Genomic DNA, 21757 nt, shown 5'->3' with positions numbered 1-21757 from the left:
TAAGCCCTCGTTTTTTACTAAAATATCTGCCATGGCTAACAACTTTAAAGAAGAAAGCACCGAAGAAATAAATATCATCATGCAGCAATCGCAAAGCGCGTTTGAGGCTTACCAAAAAACAAGTGCCGAACAAAAGGCCCTGTTTTTGGAAGCTATTGCTGATGAAATAGAAGCAGTAGGCGACGCCCTGCTGCAAAAAGCATCCGAAGAAACCAACCTCCCGCTACCCCGTTTAACCGGCGAACGTGCACGTACCACCGGTCAGCTGCGCATGTTTGCAGGGATGCTGCGCGAAGGCAGCTGGGTTGAGGCGAGTATTGATACCGCCTTACCTGATAGAAAACCATTGCCACGCCCGGATCTACGCAAAATGCTTGTTCCGCTGGGGCCGGTAGTTGTTTTTGGTGCAAGTAATTTCCCATTCGCTTATTCAACCGCCGGTGGCGATACTGCAAGCGCGCTGGGTGCAGGTTGTTCGGTAGTGGTAAAAGCCCACCCTGCTCATGCCGAAACGTCTGAAATGGTTTACCAGGCTATTAAAAAAGCGATAGCGAGCAGCAATATGCCCGAGCATGTTTTTCAACATGTACACGGCACTTCGTTTGAAAGCGGTAAAGCATTGGTTCAGGCAGATGATACCGCTGCCGTTGGCTTTACAGGTTCAACTGTTGGCGGACTGGCATTGCTGCAATATTCATCAGAACGCAAAAAGCCTATCCCGGTATTTTCAGAAATGGGCAGCATAAACCCGGTTATATTTTTACCGGATACTTTAAATAAAAACGCCGCCGACCTGGCTGCGCAATATGCAGGTTCCATTACTTTAGGTGTTGGTCAGTTTTGTACCAATCCGGGCTTAATGCTTGCTATTGAAGGCGAAGGCCTTGATAATTTCTATAAACTTTTGGGTAATGGTATCGAAGGTATTAAACCAGCCAAGATGCTGCATGCCGGCATCCATTCGGCTTATGAGAAAAAGAGCCATGCTGCTTTGGAGCAGGAAGGCATAACGAGCGTAGTAAAATCAGCTACCGAAGCTGTTGACATTGAGGCTCAGCCAACCATCGCCCTCGTAAGCGCCGAAACTTTCCTTGAAAATCATTTATTGCACGAAGAGGTGTTCGGGCCATATTCATTAATGGTAGTTTGCAAAGATGAGCAGGAACTGATCAAAGTATTAAAATCAGTATCAGGTCAACTCACTACTACTGTAATGGGCACCGATGAGGATTTTGCGGGCCACTCCAACCTATTGCAATTATTGCCGACCATAGCGGGCAGGGTATTGTTTAACGGCGTACCAACAGGTGTTGAAGTTTGTGCCAGTATGGTGCATGGTGGTCCGTTCCCGGCCACTACCGATAGCCGTTTTACAGCGGTAGGTATTAATGCGGTTAAGCGATGGGTACGCCCTGTTTGCTACCAAAACTGTCCGGATGCTTTGTTGCCTTTAGCTTTACAACAGGCCAACCCAACAAACATCTGGCGCTTGTTTGATGGCGAGTGGAAGAAATAATGGTCCGTTAATCATCATCAGATAATCAAATTTAAATTATACTTGCACATGCCGGTTCCTGAACAGAGCCGGCATGTTTAATTTTGCGTTATGAAACTTCAACTTTTTGATCAGCAGGTTTACGTACAGCGCCGCAATGTTTTAAAACAAAGCATGGGCGCTAACGGCATCCTCGTTTTGTTAGGGAACGAGGATAGCAGCATGAACTATAAAGACAATACCTACCTGTTTAGGCAGGATAGCAGCTTTTTATATTATTTCGGACTTGATGTTGCCGGCTTGGCCGCCATTATTGATACCGATACAGGCGAGGAAGTAATCTTTGGTAATGATCTCACTATTGATGATATCATTTGGACAGGTACTTTGCCATCTGTTAGTGAAATGGCCGCGCTGGTTGGCGTTTCGCAAACAAGGCCTTATGCCGATGTGAAGCATTATATTCATAAAGCGGCTACCGGCAGTCGCCCGGTTCACATTTTGCCGCCTTATCGCCCTGAAAATAAAATTAAGCTGGCCGATTGGTTAAATACCAGTCTGGAAGATGTGGCTGGTCGCGTTTCATTGCAATTGGTAAAAGCGGTAATAGCCCAAAGGGTGATAAAAACGCCGTTGGAGGTTGCTGAGATAGAGAAAGCAGTATCCATAAGCGTTGATATGGAACTGGCGGTGATGAAGTATGCCCGCCCCGGTATCAGGGAGTATGAGCTGGTAGCTAAAGCACATGAAGTGGCTATTGCTAATGATTCACGTTTAGGTTATCCGGCCATCATTACCAAGTACGGCCAAACGCTGCACACGCATTATTACGGCAATATTTTGGAAGAGGGTGATATGGTGCTAAGTGATATCGGTGCCGAAAACGCCATGCACTACGGTGGTGATTTGACACGTACCTTCCCGGTAGGCAAACAGTTCAGCACCCGCCAAAGGGAGCTGTACGATGTGGTTTTGAATTCGATGGATCACGCCATCAGTATGCTGAAACCGGGCGTACGGTACAAAGATGTACATATACAAGCATGTCAGAAACTGGCCGAAGGCCTGAAAGCGGTAAACCTGATGAAAGGTGATCCTGCAGAGGCTGTTGCAGCTGGGGCACATGCCATGTTTTTCCAATGCGGCTTAGGCCACATGCTGGGTATGGATACCCATGATATGGAAGATTTGGGCGAACAATACGTAGGCTATACCGATACCTTGAAAAAGGAAACTGTTTTCGGCCTGAAATCATTAAGGCTGGGCCGCGAACTGGAAGCCGGCTACGTGCTTACTGTTGAGCCGGGTATTTATATTATTCCGGAACTGATTGACCGCTGGCAAGCCGAAAAGAAATTCGCTGAGTTTATTAACTACGATGTGCTGAATACTTATCGTGATTTCGGCGGTATCCGCATTGAAGACAACTTTTTAATAACAGACACCGGTAGCCAGTTGTTGGGTAAATATTTGCCTAAAACACGGGAAGAAATTGAAGCGTTGAGAGGGTAAATAGATCTCTGCTAATCGGTGAATCTATATCTGTTATTTCATTGCCGTTGGTTAACCAACGATGAAAAGAAAAACCATCCAGGCTTTAGCCCCAAAATCTTCAATGGGATTTTGGCTAAAGCCTTTTATTTGATTGCTTGTGTTCCGTTGGTTAAAACCAAGGCAATGAATACTACTCGCACAGTCGTCAAGCGTCCACGCTTGATCGTTTGCTTTTATTAGGCGTCCACGCTCGCATAAACGTTAAAATAAGTAAGCGTGGACGCTTACTTTAAATTTAATTCAAGCGAAGGACGCTTGAACTTGCATAAGATTTTTTAAATCCTTTGTTTGTTTAATTTCTAAAGCTGTCGGCCACCCAGCTTCAACTGAGCGGTGGATTTAGGGGTAACCCTGCCTCTTGTTTAATTAATTGATTTTCAGTTGTTTGTAATTTAAAATTGAATTTCTGTTAACCCTGTTAACCCCCTCGACTCCCTTGCCGGCTTTGCCGTGAACACTTAGTTATTTTATAATTTAAGCGAAGGGCGCTTGAACTTGCAAAAGGGATTAACCAAACAAATCGGCCCGCATCCAAAAGCCGCGGGCCGATTTGTTAAATGCCTGCTATGATGTGTTAATTTATGTAAATTTAAACGGGTGGTGTTTGAGTAACTTTACCTAACACTATAACTTATGACAAGGTACCACCAATATTTACTGTTAACCATTTTTTTAGGGGCTGCAGGTCAATCAGCCGAAGCTCAACATAAAGCTACTCCATATTACCCCACCCACGCAGAAGTGCTGCAAAACTACAAAGCGGCCGATGCGCTTGATTCTGCCTTAAAAAAGATCCCCTATGTTGCCAACGTTAAACCCAATTGGCAGGTGGATGGTAATCAGTTCTGGTACGGCAAAAGGATAGCCGGCAACCAAACAGCTTATGTTTTGGTTGATCCGGAAAAAGGGATTAAGAAAACCATTTTTGAAAGCAGCCAGCTAAGCGCGGAGGTAAGCAGAATAACAGGCAAAACCATAAAGGACGGCAGCTTTAAAATTGACGATATGTTTTTTAGCGCCGATAAAAAGGAAGCTACCTTTAAAACAAATAATACCTGGCTTAAGTGCGATCTGAGCACACTGCAATGCAACAAAACTACCGACACCGTACACCAAAGTTATGATAACGAGAAGCCGCTGCAGGAGCGCCATTACCGTTGGGAAAATGCTGCTACCGATTCTGTATCTCCCGATAAACAATGGGCTGCCTTTGTGAAAGGTGGAAACATTATAGTTAAATCCTTAAAAAATGCGACGGAGATCAAGTTAACTACTGATGGTAATTTAGATAAGCCTTACGGCGAACTGAGCTGGTCGCCGGATAGTAAGCACGTTGTTGGTTACCGCATCGACCCCAAGAAAACAAAAGAGGTTTATTACCTACTGAGTTCGGTGCCGGGCACTACGCGGGCAGTTTTGAAATCACATGAATACGATCAGCCGGGCGATGAATTTACATCCTATCAGCAGTATATATTCAATATCACCGATAAAAGCGCGATAAAAACCGATGCTGAAAAGATAGACTTTTTTGGCGCACCACGATTACACTGGCGCGATGGTAATAGCCGTTATTTTACTTATGAAAAGGCCGACCGGGGCCACCAGCGCTTCAGGGTGATTGAGGTTGATGTTACCAACGGCAAAACCCGCAACATCATTGATGAAAAAACAAATACCTTCATTTACGAACAAAGGATCTACACTTTTTATGCCTCAAAAACGCATGAGATAGTGTGGATCACCGAGAAGGACGGATGGCGTCATATTTACCTGGTTGATGAATTGAGCGGCAAAGAAAAGCTGGTAACCAAAGGCGATTGGGTAGTACGTGATATTGACAGCGTTGACGTTAAGAAAAGGCAGATCTGGTTTAAGGGAAGCTGTAAAAATGCAGGTGAAGATCCTTATTTCATGCACTATTACCGCATTGGTTTTGATGGTAAAAACCTTGTTGACCTAACGCCCGAAAAAGGCAACCATAGCCTAAGCTTTTCGCCCGATAGAAAATATTACATCGATACGTATTCGGAAGTTAATATAGCTCCCCGCATTGTGATCAAAAACACTGCCGACCTGAAAACGGTTATGGAACTTGAACACACCGATTTGACTGGTCTTATAGCCACGGGTGTTAAACTGCCAGAGGTGTTTGTTGCCAAAGCAAGGGATGGTAAAACTGATATCTGGGGCGTGGTCTATCGTCCGGCAAATATGGACCCTAACAAGAGTTACCCGGTAATTGAAAACATTTATGCCGGTCCGCAGGATTCATTTGTACCTAAAAGCTTTTCGGTTGTTAACGAAATGCAAAGCATGGCCCAGTTGGGCTTTATTGTGGTACAAATGGATGGCATGGGTACGGCCAACCGCTCAAAGGCTTTTCATGATGTATGCTGGCATAACCTCGCTGATGCCGGTTTCGCCGACCGTATTTTATGGATGCAGGCGCTTGCTGCTAAATATCCGCAGGTTGATATCAGTAGGATAGGCGTTTATGGAACATCAGCAGGCGGGCAAAATTCGGCAGGGGCATTGCTGTTCCACCCTGAATTTTATAAAGCTGCGGTATCTGCCTGTGGCTGTCATGATAACCGCATTGATAAACAATGGTGGAATGAGCAATGGATGGGCTACCCGGTTGGCCCACATTACGAGCAGCAATCAAACATTACCAACGCCGGTAAATTGCAGGGCGATTTGATGCTGATAGTAGGTGAGGCCGATAACAATGTTCCGCCTGAATCAACTTTCCGTTTTGCGGATGCGCTGATCAAAAACAATAAAATGTTCGACTTGCTGGTGGTGCCGGGTATGGGCCATAGCGATGGTGGCCCTTATGGTCGTAAAAAGAAACGCGACTTTTTTGTAAAGCATCTGCTTAACGCAGAGCCGCCTGCAAGAAACACGGATGAGTTAGCACATAATTAAATAAAATCCTCTACATGTATTTTAATATTTGATAAAGGGTAGTTAGCTTTTGGCGTTGTGCCTTCAGCTTTTAGCTTTACCGATGTAACAAGGTACAATGCATAAATTTCAATTAACGGTTTTTCTTTTCTGGTATATGTGTTTGGCTGTATTAAACAGTTTTGCACAGCAACAATCAGCAACAGTGCCGGGTAATGGCAATCCCATTATTCCCGGCTACTTTGCCGACCCAACTGTACGCAAGTTTGGCGATACCTACTACATTTATGCTACCACCGATGGCAATGGCGGCGGGCACGGGCCATCACAGGTTTGGACATCCAAAGATTTTGTGAACTGGACCATGCATGATATGAACTGGCCAACCTCCAATTACTATTGGGCTCCCGATGTAATTAATGGAAACGACGGCAAGTATTATATGTACTACTGCCAGCCTGTTGATATCTATGGCGCATCGTCAACAAGCCCCACCGGACCCTGGACTCCCTTACTGCCCGACGGCAAATCGATGATCCCCAATTATTTTATCCCAGGGGTGATTACGCTGGATGGACAAACCTTTAAAGATGATGACGGCAAGATCTATATGTTTTGGGGTACCTGGGGCATCTATCCTGATCATGGCTGCGGTGTAGGCTTGTTAAACGCAGATATGCACACCTTTGCCAAAACAGCAAAGATCCCCAATACTATTGCCAAAGATTTTTTTGAAGCGCCTTTTATGTTTAAACGCAAGGGCATCTACTACTTTACCTATTCATCCGGTCTTTGTGAGGATTCTACTTATCGGGTACAATACGCCATTAGCAAAACCGGGCCGATGGGGCCATTTGAGTTCGGCAAAAACAGCCCAGTGCTGAGTACCAATGCTGATGGAACTATTCACGGACCGGGCCATGAGTCGGTAGTGCAGGTTGGGGATGATTTTTATATGGTGTATCATCGCCATAATAACCCGCACTCCAACGGGGGCTATCACCGGCAGGTTTGCGCGGATAAGATCGTGTTTGATGCCGAAGGCAATATTGAAAAGATTGTTCCTACCCATCTTGGAGTTGGGCTATTAGGAAAAAGTACTATTAATGCTCCCGACGAAGCTTATCAAAAAAAGGTGACAGCCTCATCTTTTTACAACGAAAATTATAAGCCATCATTTGCACTTGATAACAATAACGGCACCTTATGGAAACCTGCCGATAACAGTCGCAAGACGGCTTGGATCACCATCGATTTAGGTGCGATAAAGACCGTGCAGCAGGTATTAACGCAATTTGAATATGCAACGTGGTACTACCAATACCTTGTAGAATCATCGGTAGATGGCAAAAACTGGAAGCCTTTTGCTGATAGAACAGAGAATAAGCAACATGGCTCGCCGATGGTAGATTCAGGAAATGCGCAGGCCCGGTTTATACGCTTAACAATTACCGGCACAGAATATCCGGGTTTATACAAAGCGATTTGGAACGTAAAAGTTTACGGTGAGAGGGTAGTAACTGGCAACGTTGATCCTGTCAATAAAAAAGAAATATCAACGGCTGTAGTTTCAAACGAGAAAGAAGGTTTATTGGTAAACCTAAACGCCGATAATTTTCAGGCCGGCGAAGCGGTAACCCAATGGGTTAACAAAGGTGCCTTGAGCGGTAGTTTTACTGCGAATGGTAAACCTCCTGTTATTGATATCATCGTTGGTAAAAAGGCATTGTTGTTTAACGGTACGCAATCGCTTGAATCAACTGTAGCCGTACCCCGGTCGCTTGCCGGCAACAACAGTTATACTGTATCGTATGAGGTTTACGCCGATCTGATCAAAGATGAAAACCCGGTATTAAGCTGGACAAACGGCGAATCAGATCATCGCAGCGCTACTTTCGGCTATGGAAGCAATCGAACTGCCGGCGCTGTTCAGCATTTTGGTGTTTCCGACTTTCAATACAAAACAATGCCCGCTGCCGGGAAATGGCACCAGGTTGTAGTTACGTTTGATGGATCGTTCGAAAAACTATTTGTAGATGGCGAGCTGAATAATGCAGAAAACAAGATGCTGTTTTTACAGCTTGCAGATAAATTTATCATCGGTGCAAAAACAAACCGTTCGGCTTATTTTTCAGGTGCTATTTCCTCGCTTAAAATTTATAATCAACCGCTGGCCGATAGTGTGATAAAGCAATGGGCTTTACACCCTGCCAAATCAGATATCTCCCTTTACCTCGATGCCGCAAAACTTAACTATGGTCCGCTTCAAAAATGGATAAACAACGGAGGTGCAGGCGGGGCGTTTCAATCTGCTAATGGGCGGGTAGCAGAAGTAAGGGATATTAAAGGAAAAATAGCTGTTAGTTTTAATGGCAAAAGCCCGCTTATGTTTAATAACGATGTTGCTGTTAATAGCGAAGAAGGTTACAGCGTAGCATTAAGCGTTTATCAAAGTGCATCAACGCAAAACGGTTCGATACTGAGAGCACAATCGTTGAAAGAGCCTTTCATCAATGCCGGTGAATATTTAGGTACGGGCAAATGGCACTATGTTATAAAAGCTGTTAGCGGAAATGTCGCTAAATTATATGTAGATGGTGCTCTGGTTGCAACAACATCAAATACAGACAAGCTCACCGGCAAGCTTTTACTGGGCGATGGTTTTAATGGTGCGGTATCTAATCTTGTGGTCTATAAACATAGCTTATCATCAGCAGAAATTAAACAATTGAGCCTGGGTTGGAAACAGAACTATCATCCGCCTATAGCAGGTTCGTTTGCATTTAAAGCTGCTCCGACGGCTGTAACACCCGGCATGGTTGAAATGGAGGCGCCCGAATATGCTTCTGTAAAATCAAACCTGCAATATGATTTTATTAACGAGACAGATAACCGCAAATCAAGCGGCTGGCAGGCTGATCCGCATTATATCAGTTATGGGCTTGCGGCCGATAAAAATTATAGCTACTCTTTTAAAGTTAAAGACAACTATGGTAATGTAAGTTCAAAAACTGCCGCATTGCCGGTGAGCACATCATCAGCATTATTTAATGTTATTGCAGATGGGTTTACGGTTAATAAAGATTTTGTAATCAATGGCACAACCGGCACTATATGGAATGGTTTGACAGGTGGAGATAAGCCGGATGATAAGGTATTTATAGGAGACGGCGTGCTAACTCTGGAATCAAAAGGTTCAAACTGGGACGGTAACTTGCCTTATGGGCCATTTTTATACCGTAATGTTTTGGGCGATTTTGTGGCCGAGGTAGAAGTAGCTGACGTAAGTGGCCTTAAGGACAAAAAGGTGGCCGGTAACAGTGATATGGGCTTGATGGTACGCAAAGCAAAACGACCCGGTACTGAAGGCAGCGAAAACCTGATCCAGAACAGTATTTTTCCGGCCTGGAATTGTGGCAACATGCTCACCAATTTTAAAACCGGCGACCGGATGCAAACCAATACCCAAACCGGCTGGAATTATAACCGTTATCTGCAGATCCAAAAATCGGGCGACGTATTTTACATCAGGAGCAGCAACGACGGCATACATTGGACCGATCTGCCCGGAAGCCCGGTTGTTAGGCCTGATTTAATTGGTGCTGATCTGCAAATCGGCCTTTACCATAGTACCTACGGGCCGCACCGCTCGTATGTTAAATTCTCCAATTTTAAATTCATCAGTAGGAAATAAATATGTAATCCGCTGTTTGAGGCTCTGAAATTAAGCAAGTAAGCCATGTTTAATTAAAAACATGGCTTACCAACAGCGCTATAATCTTGATTGTTTAGTGGATAGGCAGGACTCTGACAAATGTACCAGACGCATTAAAAATTAAAGCGTATTTGGTATTGTTTGATGTAATCAACACAACGTAACCTTGCAGGGTTCCGCCGGGGCTTTCAGAAAATGCTTTATCAAATACGTAGCCCGGATAAGTAGCAGTAAGATAAGTGGTAATAGCAGCCGGTAAGTTAGCTTCAGCTACTACAGCATGTTTTAAATCGTGTTTTTCTATCTGAATACGTTTTACAAGTTTGCCTGCCGCGGTTACCGTTGTTGAGTAAAGTACCCCGTTCTGGCTTATCAAAATGTATACGTTATCAGGTGCGATAGAGGCATGCAACAAAGTATCTGTTGGATAGGTTGTTGAAAAATAGCTGCTTACAGCAGCAGGAAGGGCCGAAATAGCAATGGTATCGCGGTGTTTACTGTCACGATTATCAAAGAATCCGCCTAAGTGCCATCCTGGTCCTTTAAGGTCAACACCTTCGCGTTGCTCAAGGATGCTTACAAACGTACCAGCAGCAGTGAATTTGAGGCCAACCAAAGCGCTGTTGTATTTGATAACTACAATGTAGTTGATAACTGTTTTAGTACTATCAGTAATGGAGTATGCTTTTTTGAATGTATAACCGCTGTAATTAGCTGTAAGGTAAGTGCCGATAGCTGTAGGTAATGTGCTAAAAGCAACGGAGTCTTTGGTATCATGCTTGCCATAGCAGCCAACCATATAAACGCTGTCGGTAGTAGTTCCGGACGATGCAAGGCTAATAGCGATGGCGCCGGTTGATGTGACGGCTGATGACGAAACGCTGCCGGCCGAAGCTGATTTTGAAGCGTTTTCCTTTTTACATGATGCCAGGCCGATTATTGTGCCGACCATCAATAGTGAGGCGTAAAATGATTTCATTTTCATAGAATTAATTTAAATTGATAATTAGCGCTGCCTTTTTTCGGACAGGTTTAATTAAAATTAATTTGGAAAATCGGGCCGTCGGGAAATGTGTCGACAAATGAGTGATTTAAATCGACGTATGAAGAATATGTTTTTTGTTGTAGAGACGCATCACATGCGTCTTGCGCATGAAGGTATTTAATGCGCAAATTTGCTGTCGGAGACGCATGTGATGCGTCTCTACGAAAAATTTAAACCGGGCTAATTACATCTGGCTAAGCCATCGGTGCTGGAAGCATCAGCAGGTTTGATGATCAGCGCTTTTTCAAAAAAAGGTTTTGCTTCCGATTTTTTTCCAGCCATAAGCATCGACCAGGCCAGCATATGGTTGCCGTCATAATCAAAAGGATAAAGCGTTACTACTACCCTGAAAAGCTTAATAGCGGGTTCGTATTGCTTACGGTTATAATAAATTACGCCGGCCCAATAATTGGCCTGTGTGTTTTGAGGGTCTATTTTCAGGATAGCAAGATATTGTTCCAGCACTTTATCCCAGTTTTGCAAAAAGGAGAGCGGCTTTATATAGCCAAACTTAGCCTCAATAGCGCCGGGCTTCAGGTTAACTGCTTTTTGATAATAGGTTTGCGAAGCAGTGTAGTTTTTATTGAGGTAATGAAGCCAACCCAGCCTGATGGCTATCTCATAATTATTTTCCGAATAGTAGGGGTAAATATCGGCAATGGCAGCAACGTAGTTTTTGTTTAATTCATTGGTATAACTGTTGTGAAAAGCTTTTTGAAGCACCACATTTGTCTGTGCCTGCAATTGTGCTGCAAATACAAATAAAAAAATGGGAATAAAGGTCTTCTTTAAAATTTCCATGTTATACCTAACGTAACAGAGTTTTGGTTATAGTTAACAGCACGGTAAATGTCTGTTTTCTTTTCATAAAAGTAATTTAAATTCAATAAGGCATGGTTACCTAACTGATAAAAAACGCTTTCACCGCATTTAAATTTTGTAGGATCGATGGCGTTATACACATAAAGCCCGTCTGCATCCAGGTAATCATCCTGGTTGCCAAAAGTAGCGGCTGTTTCCAGCCACGTTTTGTTTAACACTTTAAATCCCACCGACTGGCTATAAATGAAATGCGTTACTCCGCTTAAATTCAGTACCGATGCCCTGCTTGTGGTGTATAAATTCAAGTTTCCCAGTGGATAAAAATCCACTTTGGCATCATATTGTTTTAAGGTTTTATTAATGAGTTTGCCCAAATTAACATCGCCCTGCAAATCAATGTAGCGGGTATCATATTTTATTCCTAACAGCCCAAGGTTACTTTGGTAAATATTGCTCCGGTAGCTGGTGTGTAAATAATGGTACGCGCCAAGTAAATTGATGTTTTTAGTCAAAGAATATTTCGCTTTAGCATAATATTCAAACTGGCGGTCGGTTTTGCCTGTTTGGTTAATGTAATCAATATAGCCCGATCTGAATATATTCTGTTTGAAAAACATAAATGATTGATCCAACTGCAAACGCCACGATAATCTTAAACCGATACCCGCGCGTTCAAAAAAGCCGTTGTCGCGTTCGTGGTTATTCGGCAATTTTATGCCGCTTTCTAAAACCGCATCAGTTAAACCAAAGGGTGATAACTTGATAGCACGCAGGGTTGCTGTGTCTAAATGCGATGCATTGTAAAACGCGGTGTTATTGTTGTTGATATAGGTGTTGCAGTAGTAAGCATACAAATATGCAGTGACATTTTGGGGCTCTTTAAGTAAAACCCGGTTAAACTGATAGATGGCCGCTTTATAGTTACCGGTAAGCATATAAGCATACCCGGCCTTAAAGCGCAAGGTAGGAGAGTCTACACTTTTAGCAACCGATTGATTTACAAACCTGATAAGTTGTTTCCAGTTGCCGGCATTGTACAATTGTTCGGCGGTACTATCGGCCGTGGCAAGTTTATTATCTTGTGCACGGGTTACAAGAGCAGCAAATAGCAAGGCAAAAAGTATGGTTAATTTTCTGTACTCCATTGTGCTTCAATATGCTGACCGTTTGTATTTATAATGAGGGCTTGCAGGCTGCTATGATCTACAAAAATGGTTGCCTCTGTAAGGGACAATGTTCTACCTGCAATTTCCTGGTATTGTTTGGATACAATGTTTAACCCTGTTTTTTTTAACTGTATCCCGCTTTTATATTTTATGCTGATGAACCGGTAAAAAGGCGCAATAAAATCCTGCAGCCAAAGCAATGTTTTGTTATGGGTAAGCGGTACCGGGAACTCATCATTAGCCGGGCTATACCCGGCATCGTTAAAAATAACTTTATATGCGGCAAGGTAAAAATAGTGGAGGAGCGACGTTTTATCGCCATAAAAGCTGGTGAAGTAAAACATAGTTCCATTGTTAATAAAATAAGCAACGGCACCTGTTGTTTTGCAGTAGATGTATGACTGTCCTAATTCATCTTTAAAAACTTCCCATTCTTCGGTTGAGCCGTTTCCGTTAACTAATTTAGATACGAAGCCCGGTTGCAGGTCGAATGCTTTTTTGAGTGGCGTATTGATTTCGGGGTTGCTTATTAATTCGTTTTCATTTGGGATATTGTAGCTTACAAAGATGGTTTGATCAGCTTTTTTGGTAAAATAATAGGCGAGCGGATAAGGCAGTGTTTTAGATCCTATATAAGGCGTAGCCTGCAACTGGAAATGCAAATGCGGCTCGGGCGACCGACCCGAATTACCGCAGAAACCCAGCAGATCACCTTGTTTTACGATATCGCCGGGTTTAACTTTTACAGAGTTTTTTTTGAGGTGCGAGAGTTTGGAATAAAGCCCTTCGGCGTGGCGTATCACTACGGTGTTCCCCCAGTTTTCCTTCAGGTTTTCCTCGCCTATGTCGTTATCTTCTACATGGTTTACAACCTGTTCTACAATGCCGTCGCCGCAGGCCAGTACCGGCTTATTGAAACAATAAAAATGTTCAGGAAGGGTACCGGGATGCTGAAATGTTTTTTGTTCATCATCCGTAATCACAAAATCAAGCGCCTGGCCCCATTCGCCTTTGTGGGTAATGCTACCATTATAACCCTGCGAAACCGTCCAATAGCCCATAAACGGCAAATTGAGCCTCATGTATTTCAGATCGTTCAGCCTGTTTTGCAGGTTTAAAATATGATAAAGATTTTTTTCGGGCGAGTAATGCTGTGCTATGGTTAACTGCAATTTGGGGTGATGACCGGTTAACTTTAAAAAATAAAGCAGGCTGATATTAAGCACGCAAAACGGTAATGAAAAAACAGGCAGCGCATGCAAGGCCATGAGTGTGGTAAGGGCATTAATGAGTATGAAACCCAAGGGGATGCAAAGAATTGCCAGCAGGTAAGAGCGTAACGATGGGATGGTGAAAAAGCTGCTGATGGCCATTGAAGCCATCATTAAATTGGCACCAAGGTGGTAATAGCTGATACCCTCTGGGTAGGTATTTGTGATGTTGTTAAACCCGCAGGCCGTTAAAAAGCTAATGATAAGCAGGCTGAATGCAATGCGCGAATGCACAAGTATCCCTATAGCAATAAGCATTCCGGTTATGATATTATGCTGAAATAGAATTGCGCTCAATGAACGGAAAAATAAGCTCATCAGTTTTGGTAACGTTGTGGCAAGATAACCTTCGGCGCCGGCCAGGTTACCCGGGCCAGTGTAAATTTCTTCGAGCAGGGAGCTGCTTTTTTGTGATAATCCAGTGTTGAAGATGCTGTTGGATGCCAGCAGTACAAGCCAGAAAACCAGGATAAATGGCAGTGAAAGTATAGGTAAACCCGGTTTACTCATGCGCTTTGACATAATGATGGTAGCAAGCACTACCAGGCAACAGGCAACCGCCAGCCAGGTCACAAACATGACGTTAACCTGGAAAAAAGCACCAAATGCTATCCCTGATAATAAACAGTTAAAGCTGTAAATTCCTGCCCGGTAATCTTCGTTATCCTGTTTTGCTGATTTTGTTATCAGCAAAGAGAAAATGACGCAACTCAACCCTGCAAAGCCGGATACCGGGTTGAAAAATGATACCAGCAGCAAAATAACCCCCAATACCCGGTTTTGAGAAAAAAACAGAACCGAATAGGAATTGATGACGGTTTTTATGAATGCTGGAATTTGCTTCACTTGTTGTTATTTAAATGAGCGGGTACTAACTCTGGTTCGGCAGTATATTCCAATGTTTCGTTTTTGCGGATGAGATGCGTACGCAACTTCTCGTCTATCAACACAACAGCAGGCCTTAAAGTGATGAATTGCATCCATTGGGTCATGTTGTAAGCGCCAACCTTGTGCACAACAACCTGGTCGCCGGGATTTAGCAGGGGCAGGTTAATGCTTTCCCTGATCACATCAATGTTCATGCAAAGCGGCCCGTATATCACTGTGTTTTCGGTATGTGCTGCAAAATCATTAGCAGGGCTTACCTGGTGTTCATACCAAAAAGATGTAAACAGGATATTGACCCCAAAATCAACTATGACAGCGCTTTTGCCATTGGCTAAACGTTTGTTGGCAATAACAGTGCCCAGCAGGTAACCGGCATCATCTATTAAAACGCGCCCGCTTTCCAATATCAGCAGCGGCAGGTCATCATTGGCAAAGCCAAAATTGAGCAAAGCCGAAGTTATGACTTCAGCAAAGTCGTCAACCGTCGGCACGGTATCATTCCCCGGCAGGTAAGCACCTTTTAGTGTATTAGTTGAGGGGAAACCGCCTCCCAGGTCAAGATATTCTATTTTATGATTAAGTTCGGTCTGGCAGCGAACAGCCAGTTCGGCCAGTTTATTAGCTGCTATACCATAAGCATCGGCAGAGAGCATATAGGTACCGATATGGCAATGCAGGCCCACCAATTGCAGACTTCCCGAGCCTGTGATCTTTGTAACCGCCGACCAGGCTTCTCCATTTTCATAGTTAAAACCAAAGCGGTCCCAAAGTGGGTAAACGCCGGTATCCATATTTATACGGATGGCCACACGTGGCTTATTGGCCATGTTTTTACTTAAGGTAAGCAGCAGGTTAAGCTCATCAAAATGATCAATATGGATCAGCGAATCATGCTCGATGGCCAACTGCAGATCGTTGAGAGATTTGCCCGGTCCGTTAAAAATGATCTTGTTGCCCGGTACGCCATTGCCCAATGCTTTACGGTATTCAAAGCCCGAAACAACCTCCGCCCAACTGCCTTCCTGGTGAAAAATCTGACAAACAGCATTGAGGTAATTGGTTTTATAGCTCCATGCAAATTGTACCTTTGGGTAGCGGGTGCTAAAAGCGCGGTATGCTGCCCGGTAGTTTTTGCGGATTTGTTTTTCGGACAATACAAACACCGGCGAACCGTAGTTTTCGATCAGGCTTTTAACCGAAACGCCATCGATGCTTTTAACGGGCTGCACACCGGTGCGGGAGCCGAATTTATTAAGGGCACCGGCCTGTAGTTTTTTTATATATGGTTTCTCGTATGGCAGCTTTTCCATCGTTATAAATTATAATTCGCCAAACGCCGAGATCTGCTGAAAATCGGCGATGTCGGCAATATGGTCCCACGAATAGCGGACAAACAGTTTGCCGGCCTGGTAATCGGCATAGGGCTCAACGGTTTCACCCATCGCTATTTTGGCCAATGCCGCAGGCTGGTTTTGGCCGGCGGCGGCAGTTAAATAAACCCATGCCGGAAATCGGGGATTAATTTCCAATATGTATAAATGTCCGTCGGCATTGCTCATGACCTCCATTTCGTAACCGCCTTTCCAGTTGCTTACGCGGGCAAAGTTGTCGGCCAGTTGGGTAAGCTTATCATCTTTAATGGTAACGCCCGCCCAGGCCTTCCCTTTATCGGTAATATAAAGCTTGCGCATAGCCACCAAGCTGATGTTGTTGCCATTACCATCGCCAAGTGCCGCGATGTTGATTTCGTTGCCCTTGATGTATTGCTGGGCTATTACCGGCACGCCCCAGGCTGCATACAATTGATGAAAGGCTTTCAATGCCTGATCCATCGTGTATACAACATAAGCCTCATAAAACTTGCCTTTTATTACCATAGGAAAGTTGAACTCAGCAGCCGCTTTTTTAATATCATCGGTTGTGTAAAGCTTATGGTCGGCGGGCACGTAAAAACCATTTTTTGTGCCGAAATTTTTTAGGTTCACCTTATCTCTCAACGCCAGTTGCTGGTATGTCGGAAGATAGGTCGCAATACCCATTTGCTGCAATTGCGGCGCTATCTTTATAAAATTGAACAGCTCCGAATCAAAATTGGGGATAATGAGATGAAGCTTTTCCTGCCGGTTGATATATGCCAAACGTTCAGCGAGGGCTGCCGTACCTTCGGTGGGATAGGGGACCTGGTAAGTTTTATTTACCTGATCCCGTAGGTAAATCCCGGGCTCCAGCGACTCGTACGACAGTCCAATTATGCGCAAACCATCTCCAAAATACTCTTTTAAAGAACGGATGACCGCCATCCCCGGCCCCGGATTGTCATTGGCATTGAGCCCGGTAACAGCAATACATAAATCAGCGTACTTGTTTGGCATCATCCTTAAATTTCGAGCAGGTTTGCTTCTTTTAGCTGCAGCATCCAATTATCCCAATCCCTGTTAAGCTGGCTTTCGCTCACTTCATACCTGCTCAGAATATCCTGCTTGATATCATCTTCGGTTTTGCCGCTTTTCATAGCCTCAAGCAGTTTTGCCGCCATACCGTTACCGGAAAATGAATCGCCGGTGGCAGGGTTAAAAATAAACCCGTTTTCGCTAGTGGCTATGTTGCTCTTGAGTTTCATTTTATAAGTGCAGGGTTGTTTAATTAATAAAAGCTAAACTTAGCAGGTTTATATGAGTTTACAAAACCAGCTTCAGGATGCCATCAGGTATTCTATCCTTGATGCAAGCACTTCCATATCCAGCGGTTTTACAAACAAGGCATCGCATTTATAAGAATCGGCCTGTGCTTTTTTTGTTTTAAAAGCGGTTACAATAATGATAGGTACATTGCATAGCTGCTTATCATCCTTAAAGTCCCGGCAAACCAGTTCACAATCGTTATCTACCAACAAATAATCCAGAATGATCAAATCCGGATTAATCATTTTAGCTTTATCATATATAGCATTAGGGTCAAAAGTTAAATGCACATTAAAATCGCCATAGTACATAATGTCATCAATGACGGATAACATCCGGCTGTTTTTATCAAGTACTAAGATGGTTTTTTTATCGCCTGCTGTTTTCATGACTTTAAGGATTAGTGTCAATTTTAACAATATAAAGTTGAGGCTATTTAAGGGGTTGTAAAATAATGTGTCGTTCAACGCCTTTAATGTGCCGATGAATTGATTATTTGTGCCAGTATTTGATAAAATCGGTATAGTTTGTACCTACAGGAAGCTCCACATCGGTTAGTTTTACCTTGCGGTTGTGGATAGACCTGATCTGATCACGCGCTACCACGAAGCTGCGGTGAATACGAATAAACTTTGACGCAGGCAGCTTTTCAATTGCACTTTTCAATGGCATCAGTGTTAGTATGGGTTTGGCTACACCCAATATATGGATCTTGATGTAATCCTGCATGCTTTCAATATATTCAATGTCTTTGATATTGATCTTGATGAGCCTGTATTCTGAATGCACATACAGAAAGTCGCCTTCGTTTGTGGTATCGGCGTGCTTATACTGATAATAACCAATTGCTTTTTGAACTGCCGTGTCAAAGCGCAGGTTATTGATTGGTTTCAGCAGATAATCTACCGCTTCCAGTTCGTAACCTTCATATGCGTAATTTTTGTAGGCAGTGGTAAAAATGATCATTGGTTTATCAGTCAATGATTTTACCAGGTCGATACCGGTAATATCAGGCATGTTAATATCTATAAACAGCACATCTACCTTGTTCATTTTCAGGTATTCCCCGCCCGATATGGCATCCTCAAAAGTATTAACCAATGTTAGCGCGGGATATTCAGCTACATATTTTTCAATTATTTGAAGGGCCAGCGGCTCGTCATCAATAGCTACACATTTTAATTGCATTATAAACAGTTTAAGCGTTAATCTCCAGTTCAACAATGAAATTGCCATCGGCTATGCTAATGTCAAGCCGGTGTTTGTTAGGATAAATATGTTGCAGGCGCTGGCGGTTATTGGCAATGCCAATCCCTTTCCGTTCGGTGGCAGGTCGTTTTTCGAAAATGGTATTTTTGCAGATGAACAGCATTTGGTTGCCGTTTACCCTTAAGCAGATATTAATAACTGATGGCTGGTGTTTACTTACGCCATATTTAAAAACGTTTTCAATAAAGGTCATCAGTATCAGGGGCGGAATTTTTTGATTGTCAATCTTGCCCGAAACTTCAAAATCAAGCTTTGTTTTTTTGCCGAGTCGCAGGCGTTGCAGATCGATATAATCGTTGATACAATCAACTTCATTTTGCAGTAAAACAAAATCCTCCGTTACCTCATCGGTTACATAGCGCATGATGTTAGAGAGTTTCATGATGCTCTCGGAAGTATGCTCGCTATTGGTAACCGATAAGGCATAAATATTATTCAGCGTATTGAATAAAAAATGAGGATTGATCTGGGCTTTAAGAAAAGAGAGTTCGGCATGAGCTTTTTCGGCCTCGGCACGGGTAACCATCTGCTCGGTAAGCTGCCATTTTTGAACCGTGGCAATGGCAACGCTCAATCCCATTACAATGATAAAAATAAATAAGCCTACCATATCAATATTACCGGATTGATGAATAAAAATAATGCGGTTGGTGGGTTTAAGGCTGGGGTCCTGCATCCGCAGATCTTCGTGCGGCAACGGGCCAAAAGGCATGTTTTGCTGATTAGGTGCTGAGCTGTCAATGCCCGTAAGCGTAATTTGCGGCCCTATAGGCTGTGGATTAGGGGCTGTTGTTGCTACAGGTTTATTCCCTTTAACAAGGTTGTGAAGGAGCAGGTTATCAAAAGGCTGCAAAAAGTAAACAAAGCCTGAAAGTAATAGCACAATAAGCCCATACCAGACATATCTTTTACGGAACACGAACTTTGGCACCAGATACCAGGCGTTCAGGTAAAACATAAATATATAGGTGAGACAAAACAGCCAGTAGTAAGGCGAAAACAGGACGGTATAGGTGCCGGCACTGCTTTGCTGTGTGCGGTTCATGAATAATAGCGGGAACCCTAAAAACACAAGCCAGCCTGCAGCATGAATGAAAAAAGTGGTTGCTTTTGAGCGGATCATTTTATTTTAAGATTCTTTTATTCATCAATGCCGGAGCTACTGGCTGGCACATATTTTAGCATCGAATTTAAAAAAAGCACCTGTACATTGCACAGGTGCTTCATCTTATACGAAAAAAACTATAATTCAGTGTCCCTGCTTCTGAATTATAAATCAAAGGTGAAGATGAGCGGGGGTTTTAACAACCATGTGTCGGTGAATTGGGAAATTGTATAGATGAACGGGGTAGCGGCGTGTTTTACCTAAAAATTGGGATGAGTGGATTATATAAGAAAGCCCCCTTGCACTCGCTGTTTGGGGGCTATCACCTAAACCTTATCACTGATCAAATTATTATTTGATGGTGTAAAGGTAGCCCTGAGGTTTTAATCTGAAATTTTGTACCGACGAACAAGGTAATTGAATGGATGGAGGGGGAGTTTTGGATATTTTATGAATTTAATTCAGCGTTTTTATTAACATTGATTATAATCCAACAAATTATGAAGCTACTTCTTACATCTGCCGGAATCAGCAATATGAGTATTCAAAATGCTTTGATAGAGCTGTTGGGCAAACCGTTTGCCGAAGCGAACGCCCTTTTTATCCCTACCGCGATATACGCTATACCCAACGGTGGCGACATAGTACGAAGGGTTATTTGCGGGTCCTTAGGTGATCCCTTTTGCCAATTGGGTTGGAAGTCGCTGGGCTTATTGGAACTTACCGCCTTACCCAGTATCAAAAAAGAGTTATGGGTTGATATGCTCCGGGAAACCGATGCTTTACTGGTAGGTGGTGGAGACTGCCAGTACCTGACCTATTGGATGCAGCAATCCGGGCTGGCGGATCTGCTGCCCTCGCTTTTACAAAAGATGGTATATGTTGGCCTGAGTGCCGGTAGTATGATCATGACCCGCTTTGGTACTACCTATGGCAACCATATGCTGCCGGCTGATAGTGATAAGTCATTAAGTTTTGTTGACTTTGCTATCCACCCGCATTTGGATCATGAGTGGTTCCCGAACAATTCCCTGGCCAATATTGAGAAACTGGCTGCTTCCATACCAGTACAATCATACGCTATTGACGATCAAACCGCGATTAAAGTGATTGACGGAGCCGTCGAGGTTATTTCTGAGGGGCATTGGAAATTATTTACTCCTGAGATTATGGCAGGCCGCTAAAGGATATTCAAAGCCCCGTTTGAGGTACATACCCTGCACTGAACATGTTCACAATTGACCGGGGAGTTAGTACTGTGATTATATCCACATTGGGGAGCCTTATTCCTTTTTGGTATCCGGCAGGGCTCCATAAATACAACAGGTTATCTTTGAGTAAATGTGATTTGTCATCATAAATTACAAATGTGCCGTTAGGCAGGGCTTTTAGTTTTTCTTGATAGGTAACTTTTGACTTATCAGCTGTAATGCGCTCTGCCTGCAAAATGTCATCTATTTTGGCTACCGGTGTTTTCATGTCAAAACCGTATTGAGGGTTGCCTTTTAGCCAAAACTCTTTAAATCGCTGATGATCCTTATACCTGCATTGAAAACAAGGCCGGTGCCCTGCTGAAAATGCCGTGGCTTCATCAAGGAAGAAGAGTTCAGTCCAGCGGTCGGACTGCATGATTTCCCGGTGTCGGCCCCTGAACTCCAAAGCGCAGGTTATCCAGGCTTTAATTTTAAAAGCGCGCACAATTTCCTTGTCTTCATTATGGATTACGCCCCGGTTACCGAGCCAGGAACCTCGCGCTGTCGTTTTAATAAGTTGTCCAAATGGATTTACGCGGTTCTGCAGCATGTTATACGTTGTTTTCAATGGTGAGGATCAAAG

The 21757-nt window shown here is 43.5% G+C and carries 16 protein-coding genes; 5 read left to right on the top strand and 11 right to left on the bottom strand.

From position 1 onward, the window contains the following. Positions 1-31: 31 nt before the first annotated feature. The 4 genes from ABID99_RS19205 (at position 32) to ABID99_RS19190 (ending at position 9653) form a co-directional block, all read left to right on the top strand. Positions 32-1516: an aldehyde dehydrogenase (NADP(+)) gene (locus tag ABID99_RS19205; RefSeq protein ID WP_373614792.1), complete on the top strand. Its 1485-nt coding sequence runs from the start codon at positions 32-34 to the stop codon at positions 1514-1516. A gap of 90 nt (positions 1517-1606) precedes the next feature. Beyond that, positions 1607-3007, top strand: a complete 1401-nt coding sequence (locus ABID99_RS19200) for an aminopeptidase P family protein (protein WP_373614791.1) — start codon at positions 1607-1609, stop codon at positions 3005-3007. A gap of 675 nt (positions 3008-3682) precedes the next feature. Continuing rightward, entirely contained in the window at positions 3683-5980 is a 2298-nt protein-coding gene (locus ABID99_RS19195; protein ID WP_373614790.1) for a prolyl oligopeptidase family serine peptidase, read from the top strand. Between the two features lie 97 nt (positions 5981-6077). Next, positions 6078-9653 carry a family 43 glycosylhydrolase gene (locus ABID99_RS19190; protein WP_373614789.1) on the top strand — a complete coding sequence of 1192 codons (3576 nt, stop codon included), beginning with the start codon at positions 6078-6080 and terminating at the stop codon, positions 9651-9653. 94 nt (positions 9654-9747) lie between these two features. On the opposite strand, the gene ABID99_RS19185 is transcribed toward ABID99_RS19190, so the two are convergent. The 10 genes from ABID99_RS19185 to ABID99_RS19140 all read right to left on the bottom strand — a co-directional run bounded on the left by ABID99_RS19185 (position 9748) and on the right by ABID99_RS19140 (position 19939). Continuing rightward, positions 9748-10653 carry a PepSY-like domain-containing protein gene (locus tag ABID99_RS19185; protein WP_175490047.1) on the bottom strand — a complete coding sequence of 302 codons (906 nt, stop codon included), beginning with the start codon at positions 10651-10653 and terminating at the stop codon, positions 9748-9750. Positions 10654-10899: 246 nt separating this feature from the next. Further along, positions 10900-11520 (bottom strand): tetratricopeptide repeat protein, encoded by a 621-nt coding sequence (locus ABID99_RS19180; protein ID WP_090531421.1) that lies wholly within the window; start codon positions 11518-11520, stop codon positions 10900-10902. After that, positions 11508-12686, bottom strand: a complete 1179-nt coding sequence (locus ABID99_RS19175) for a M48 family metallopeptidase (protein ID WP_090531423.1) — start codon at positions 12684-12686, stop codon at positions 11508-11510. Before ABID99_RS19175 ends, ABID99_RS19180 begins: the two co-directional genes overlap by 13 nt. Next, positions 12668-14824, bottom strand: a complete 2157-nt coding sequence (locus ABID99_RS19170; RefSeq protein ID WP_188833001.1) for an urea transporter — start codon at positions 14822-14824, stop codon at positions 12668-12670. Before ABID99_RS19170 ends, ABID99_RS19175 begins: the two co-directional genes overlap by 19 nt. Next, positions 14821-16176 carry a diaminopimelate decarboxylase gene (locus ABID99_RS19165; RefSeq protein ID WP_188833002.1) on the bottom strand — a complete coding sequence of 452 codons (1356 nt, stop codon included), beginning with the start codon at positions 16174-16176 and terminating at the stop codon, positions 14821-14823. Before ABID99_RS19165 ends, ABID99_RS19170 begins: the two co-directional genes overlap by 4 nt. A gap of 9 nt (positions 16177-16185) precedes the next feature. After that, positions 16186-17241 carry an ATP-grasp domain-containing protein gene (locus ABID99_RS19160; RefSeq protein ID WP_188833003.1) on the bottom strand — a complete coding sequence of 352 codons (1056 nt, stop codon included), beginning with the start codon at positions 17239-17241 and terminating at the stop codon, positions 16186-16188. Positions 17242-17243: 2 nt separating this feature from the next. Then, on the bottom strand, positions 17244-17486 hold the full coding sequence (locus ABID99_RS19155; protein ID WP_090531431.1) for a PqqD family protein: 243 nt from the start codon (positions 17484-17486) through the stop codon (positions 17244-17246). Between the two features lie 72 nt (positions 17487-17558). Continuing rightward, positions 17559-17936: a PleD family two-component system response regulator gene (locus ABID99_RS19150; RefSeq protein WP_090531434.1), complete on the bottom strand. Its 378-nt coding sequence runs from the start codon at positions 17934-17936 to the stop codon at positions 17559-17561. A 103-nt stretch (positions 17937-18039) separates the two neighbouring features. Then, positions 18040-18735, bottom strand: coding sequence for a LytTR family DNA-binding domain-containing protein (locus ABID99_RS19145; protein WP_188833004.1), 696 nt, complete (start codon positions 18733-18735; stop codon positions 18040-18042). 10 nt (positions 18736-18745) lie between these two features. Next, the gene (locus ABID99_RS19140; RefSeq protein ID WP_188833005.1) at positions 18746-19939 is read right to left on the bottom strand and encodes a sensor histidine kinase; all 1194 of its coding nucleotides are present in this window, start codon (positions 19937-19939) and stop codon (positions 18746-18748) included. A 482-nt stretch (positions 19940-20421) separates the two neighbouring features. Between ABID99_RS19140 and ABID99_RS19135 the strand changes: the two genes are divergently transcribed. Beyond that, positions 20422-21105, top strand: coding sequence for a Type 1 glutamine amidotransferase-like domain-containing protein (locus tag ABID99_RS19135; protein WP_188833006.1), 684 nt, complete (start codon positions 20422-20424; stop codon positions 21103-21105). A 7-nt stretch (positions 21106-21112) separates the two neighbouring features. Here ABID99_RS19135 and ABID99_RS19130 read toward each other — a convergent pair whose 3' ends face one another. Beyond that, positions 21113-21724, bottom strand: coding sequence for a hypothetical protein (locus ABID99_RS19130; protein ID WP_188833007.1), 612 nt, complete (start codon positions 21722-21724; stop codon positions 21113-21115). Between the last annotated feature and the right edge of the window lie 33 nt (positions 21725-21757).

It is taken from the genome of Mucilaginibacter sp. OAE612 (assembly GCF_041806395.1).
GTDB lineage: Bacteria > Bacteroidota > Bacteroidia > Sphingobacteriales > Sphingobacteriaceae > Mucilaginibacter > Mucilaginibacter rubeus.
The sequence above is the reverse complement of the archived record's forward strand: the minus strand, read 5'-3'. Positions and strand labels throughout refer to the sequence as shown.

Bases quoted from the DNA above. Each gene is read 5' to 3' on its own strand.
- ABID99_RS19160 (WP_188833003.1), bottom strand. From the start codon at position 17,241: ATGATGCCAAACAAGTACGCTGATTTATGTATTGCTGTTACCGGGCTC.
- ABID99_RS19185 (WP_175490047.1), bottom strand. From the start codon at position 10,653: ATGAAATCATTTTACGCCTCACTATTGATGGTCGGCACAATAATCGGC.
- ABID99_RS19180 (WP_090531421.1), bottom strand. From the start codon at position 11,520: ATGGAAATTTTAAAGAAGACCTTTATTCCCATTTTTTTATTTGTATTT.
- ABID99_RS19155 (WP_090531431.1), bottom strand. From the start codon at position 17,486: ATGAAACTCAAGAGCAACATAGCCACTAGCGAAAACGGGTTTATTTTT.
- ABID99_RS19140 (WP_188833005.1), bottom strand. From the start codon at position 19,939: ATGATCCGCTCAAAAGCAACCACTTTTTTCATTCATGCTGCAGGCTGG.
- ABID99_RS19190 (WP_373614789.1), top strand. From the start codon at position 6,078: ATGCATAAATTTCAATTAACGGTTTTTCTTTTCTGGTATATGTGTTTG.
- ABID99_RS19145 (WP_188833004.1), bottom strand. From the start codon at position 18,735: ATGCAATTAAAATGTGTAGCTATTGATGACGAGCCGCTGGCCCTTCAA.
- ABID99_RS19200 (WP_373614791.1), top strand. From the start codon at position 1,607: ATGAAACTTCAACTTTTTGATCAGCAGGTTTACGTACAGCGCCGCAAT.
- ABID99_RS19130 (WP_188833007.1), bottom strand. From the start codon at position 21,724: ATGCTGCAGAACCGCGTAAATCCATTTGGACAACTTATTAAAACGACA.
- ABID99_RS19205 (WP_373614792.1), top strand. From the start codon at position 32: ATGGCTAACAACTTTAAAGAAGAAAGCACCGAAGAAATAAATATCATC.
- ABID99_RS19165 (WP_188833002.1), bottom strand. From the start codon at position 16,176: ATGGAAAAGCTGCCATACGAGAAACCATATATAAAAAAACTACAGGCC.
- ABID99_RS19150 (WP_090531434.1), bottom strand. From the start codon at position 17,936: ATGAAAACAGCAGGCGATAAAAAAACCATCTTAGTACTTGATAAAAAC.
- ABID99_RS19175 (WP_090531423.1), bottom strand. From the start codon at position 12,686: ATGGAGTACAGAAAATTAACCATACTTTTTGCCTTGCTATTTGCTGCT.
- ABID99_RS19195 (WP_373614790.1), top strand. From the start codon at position 3,683: ATGACAAGGTACCACCAATATTTACTGTTAACCATTTTTTTAGGGGCT.
- ABID99_RS19135 (WP_188833006.1), top strand. From the start codon at position 20,422: ATGAAGCTACTTCTTACATCTGCCGGAATCAGCAATATGAGTATTCAA.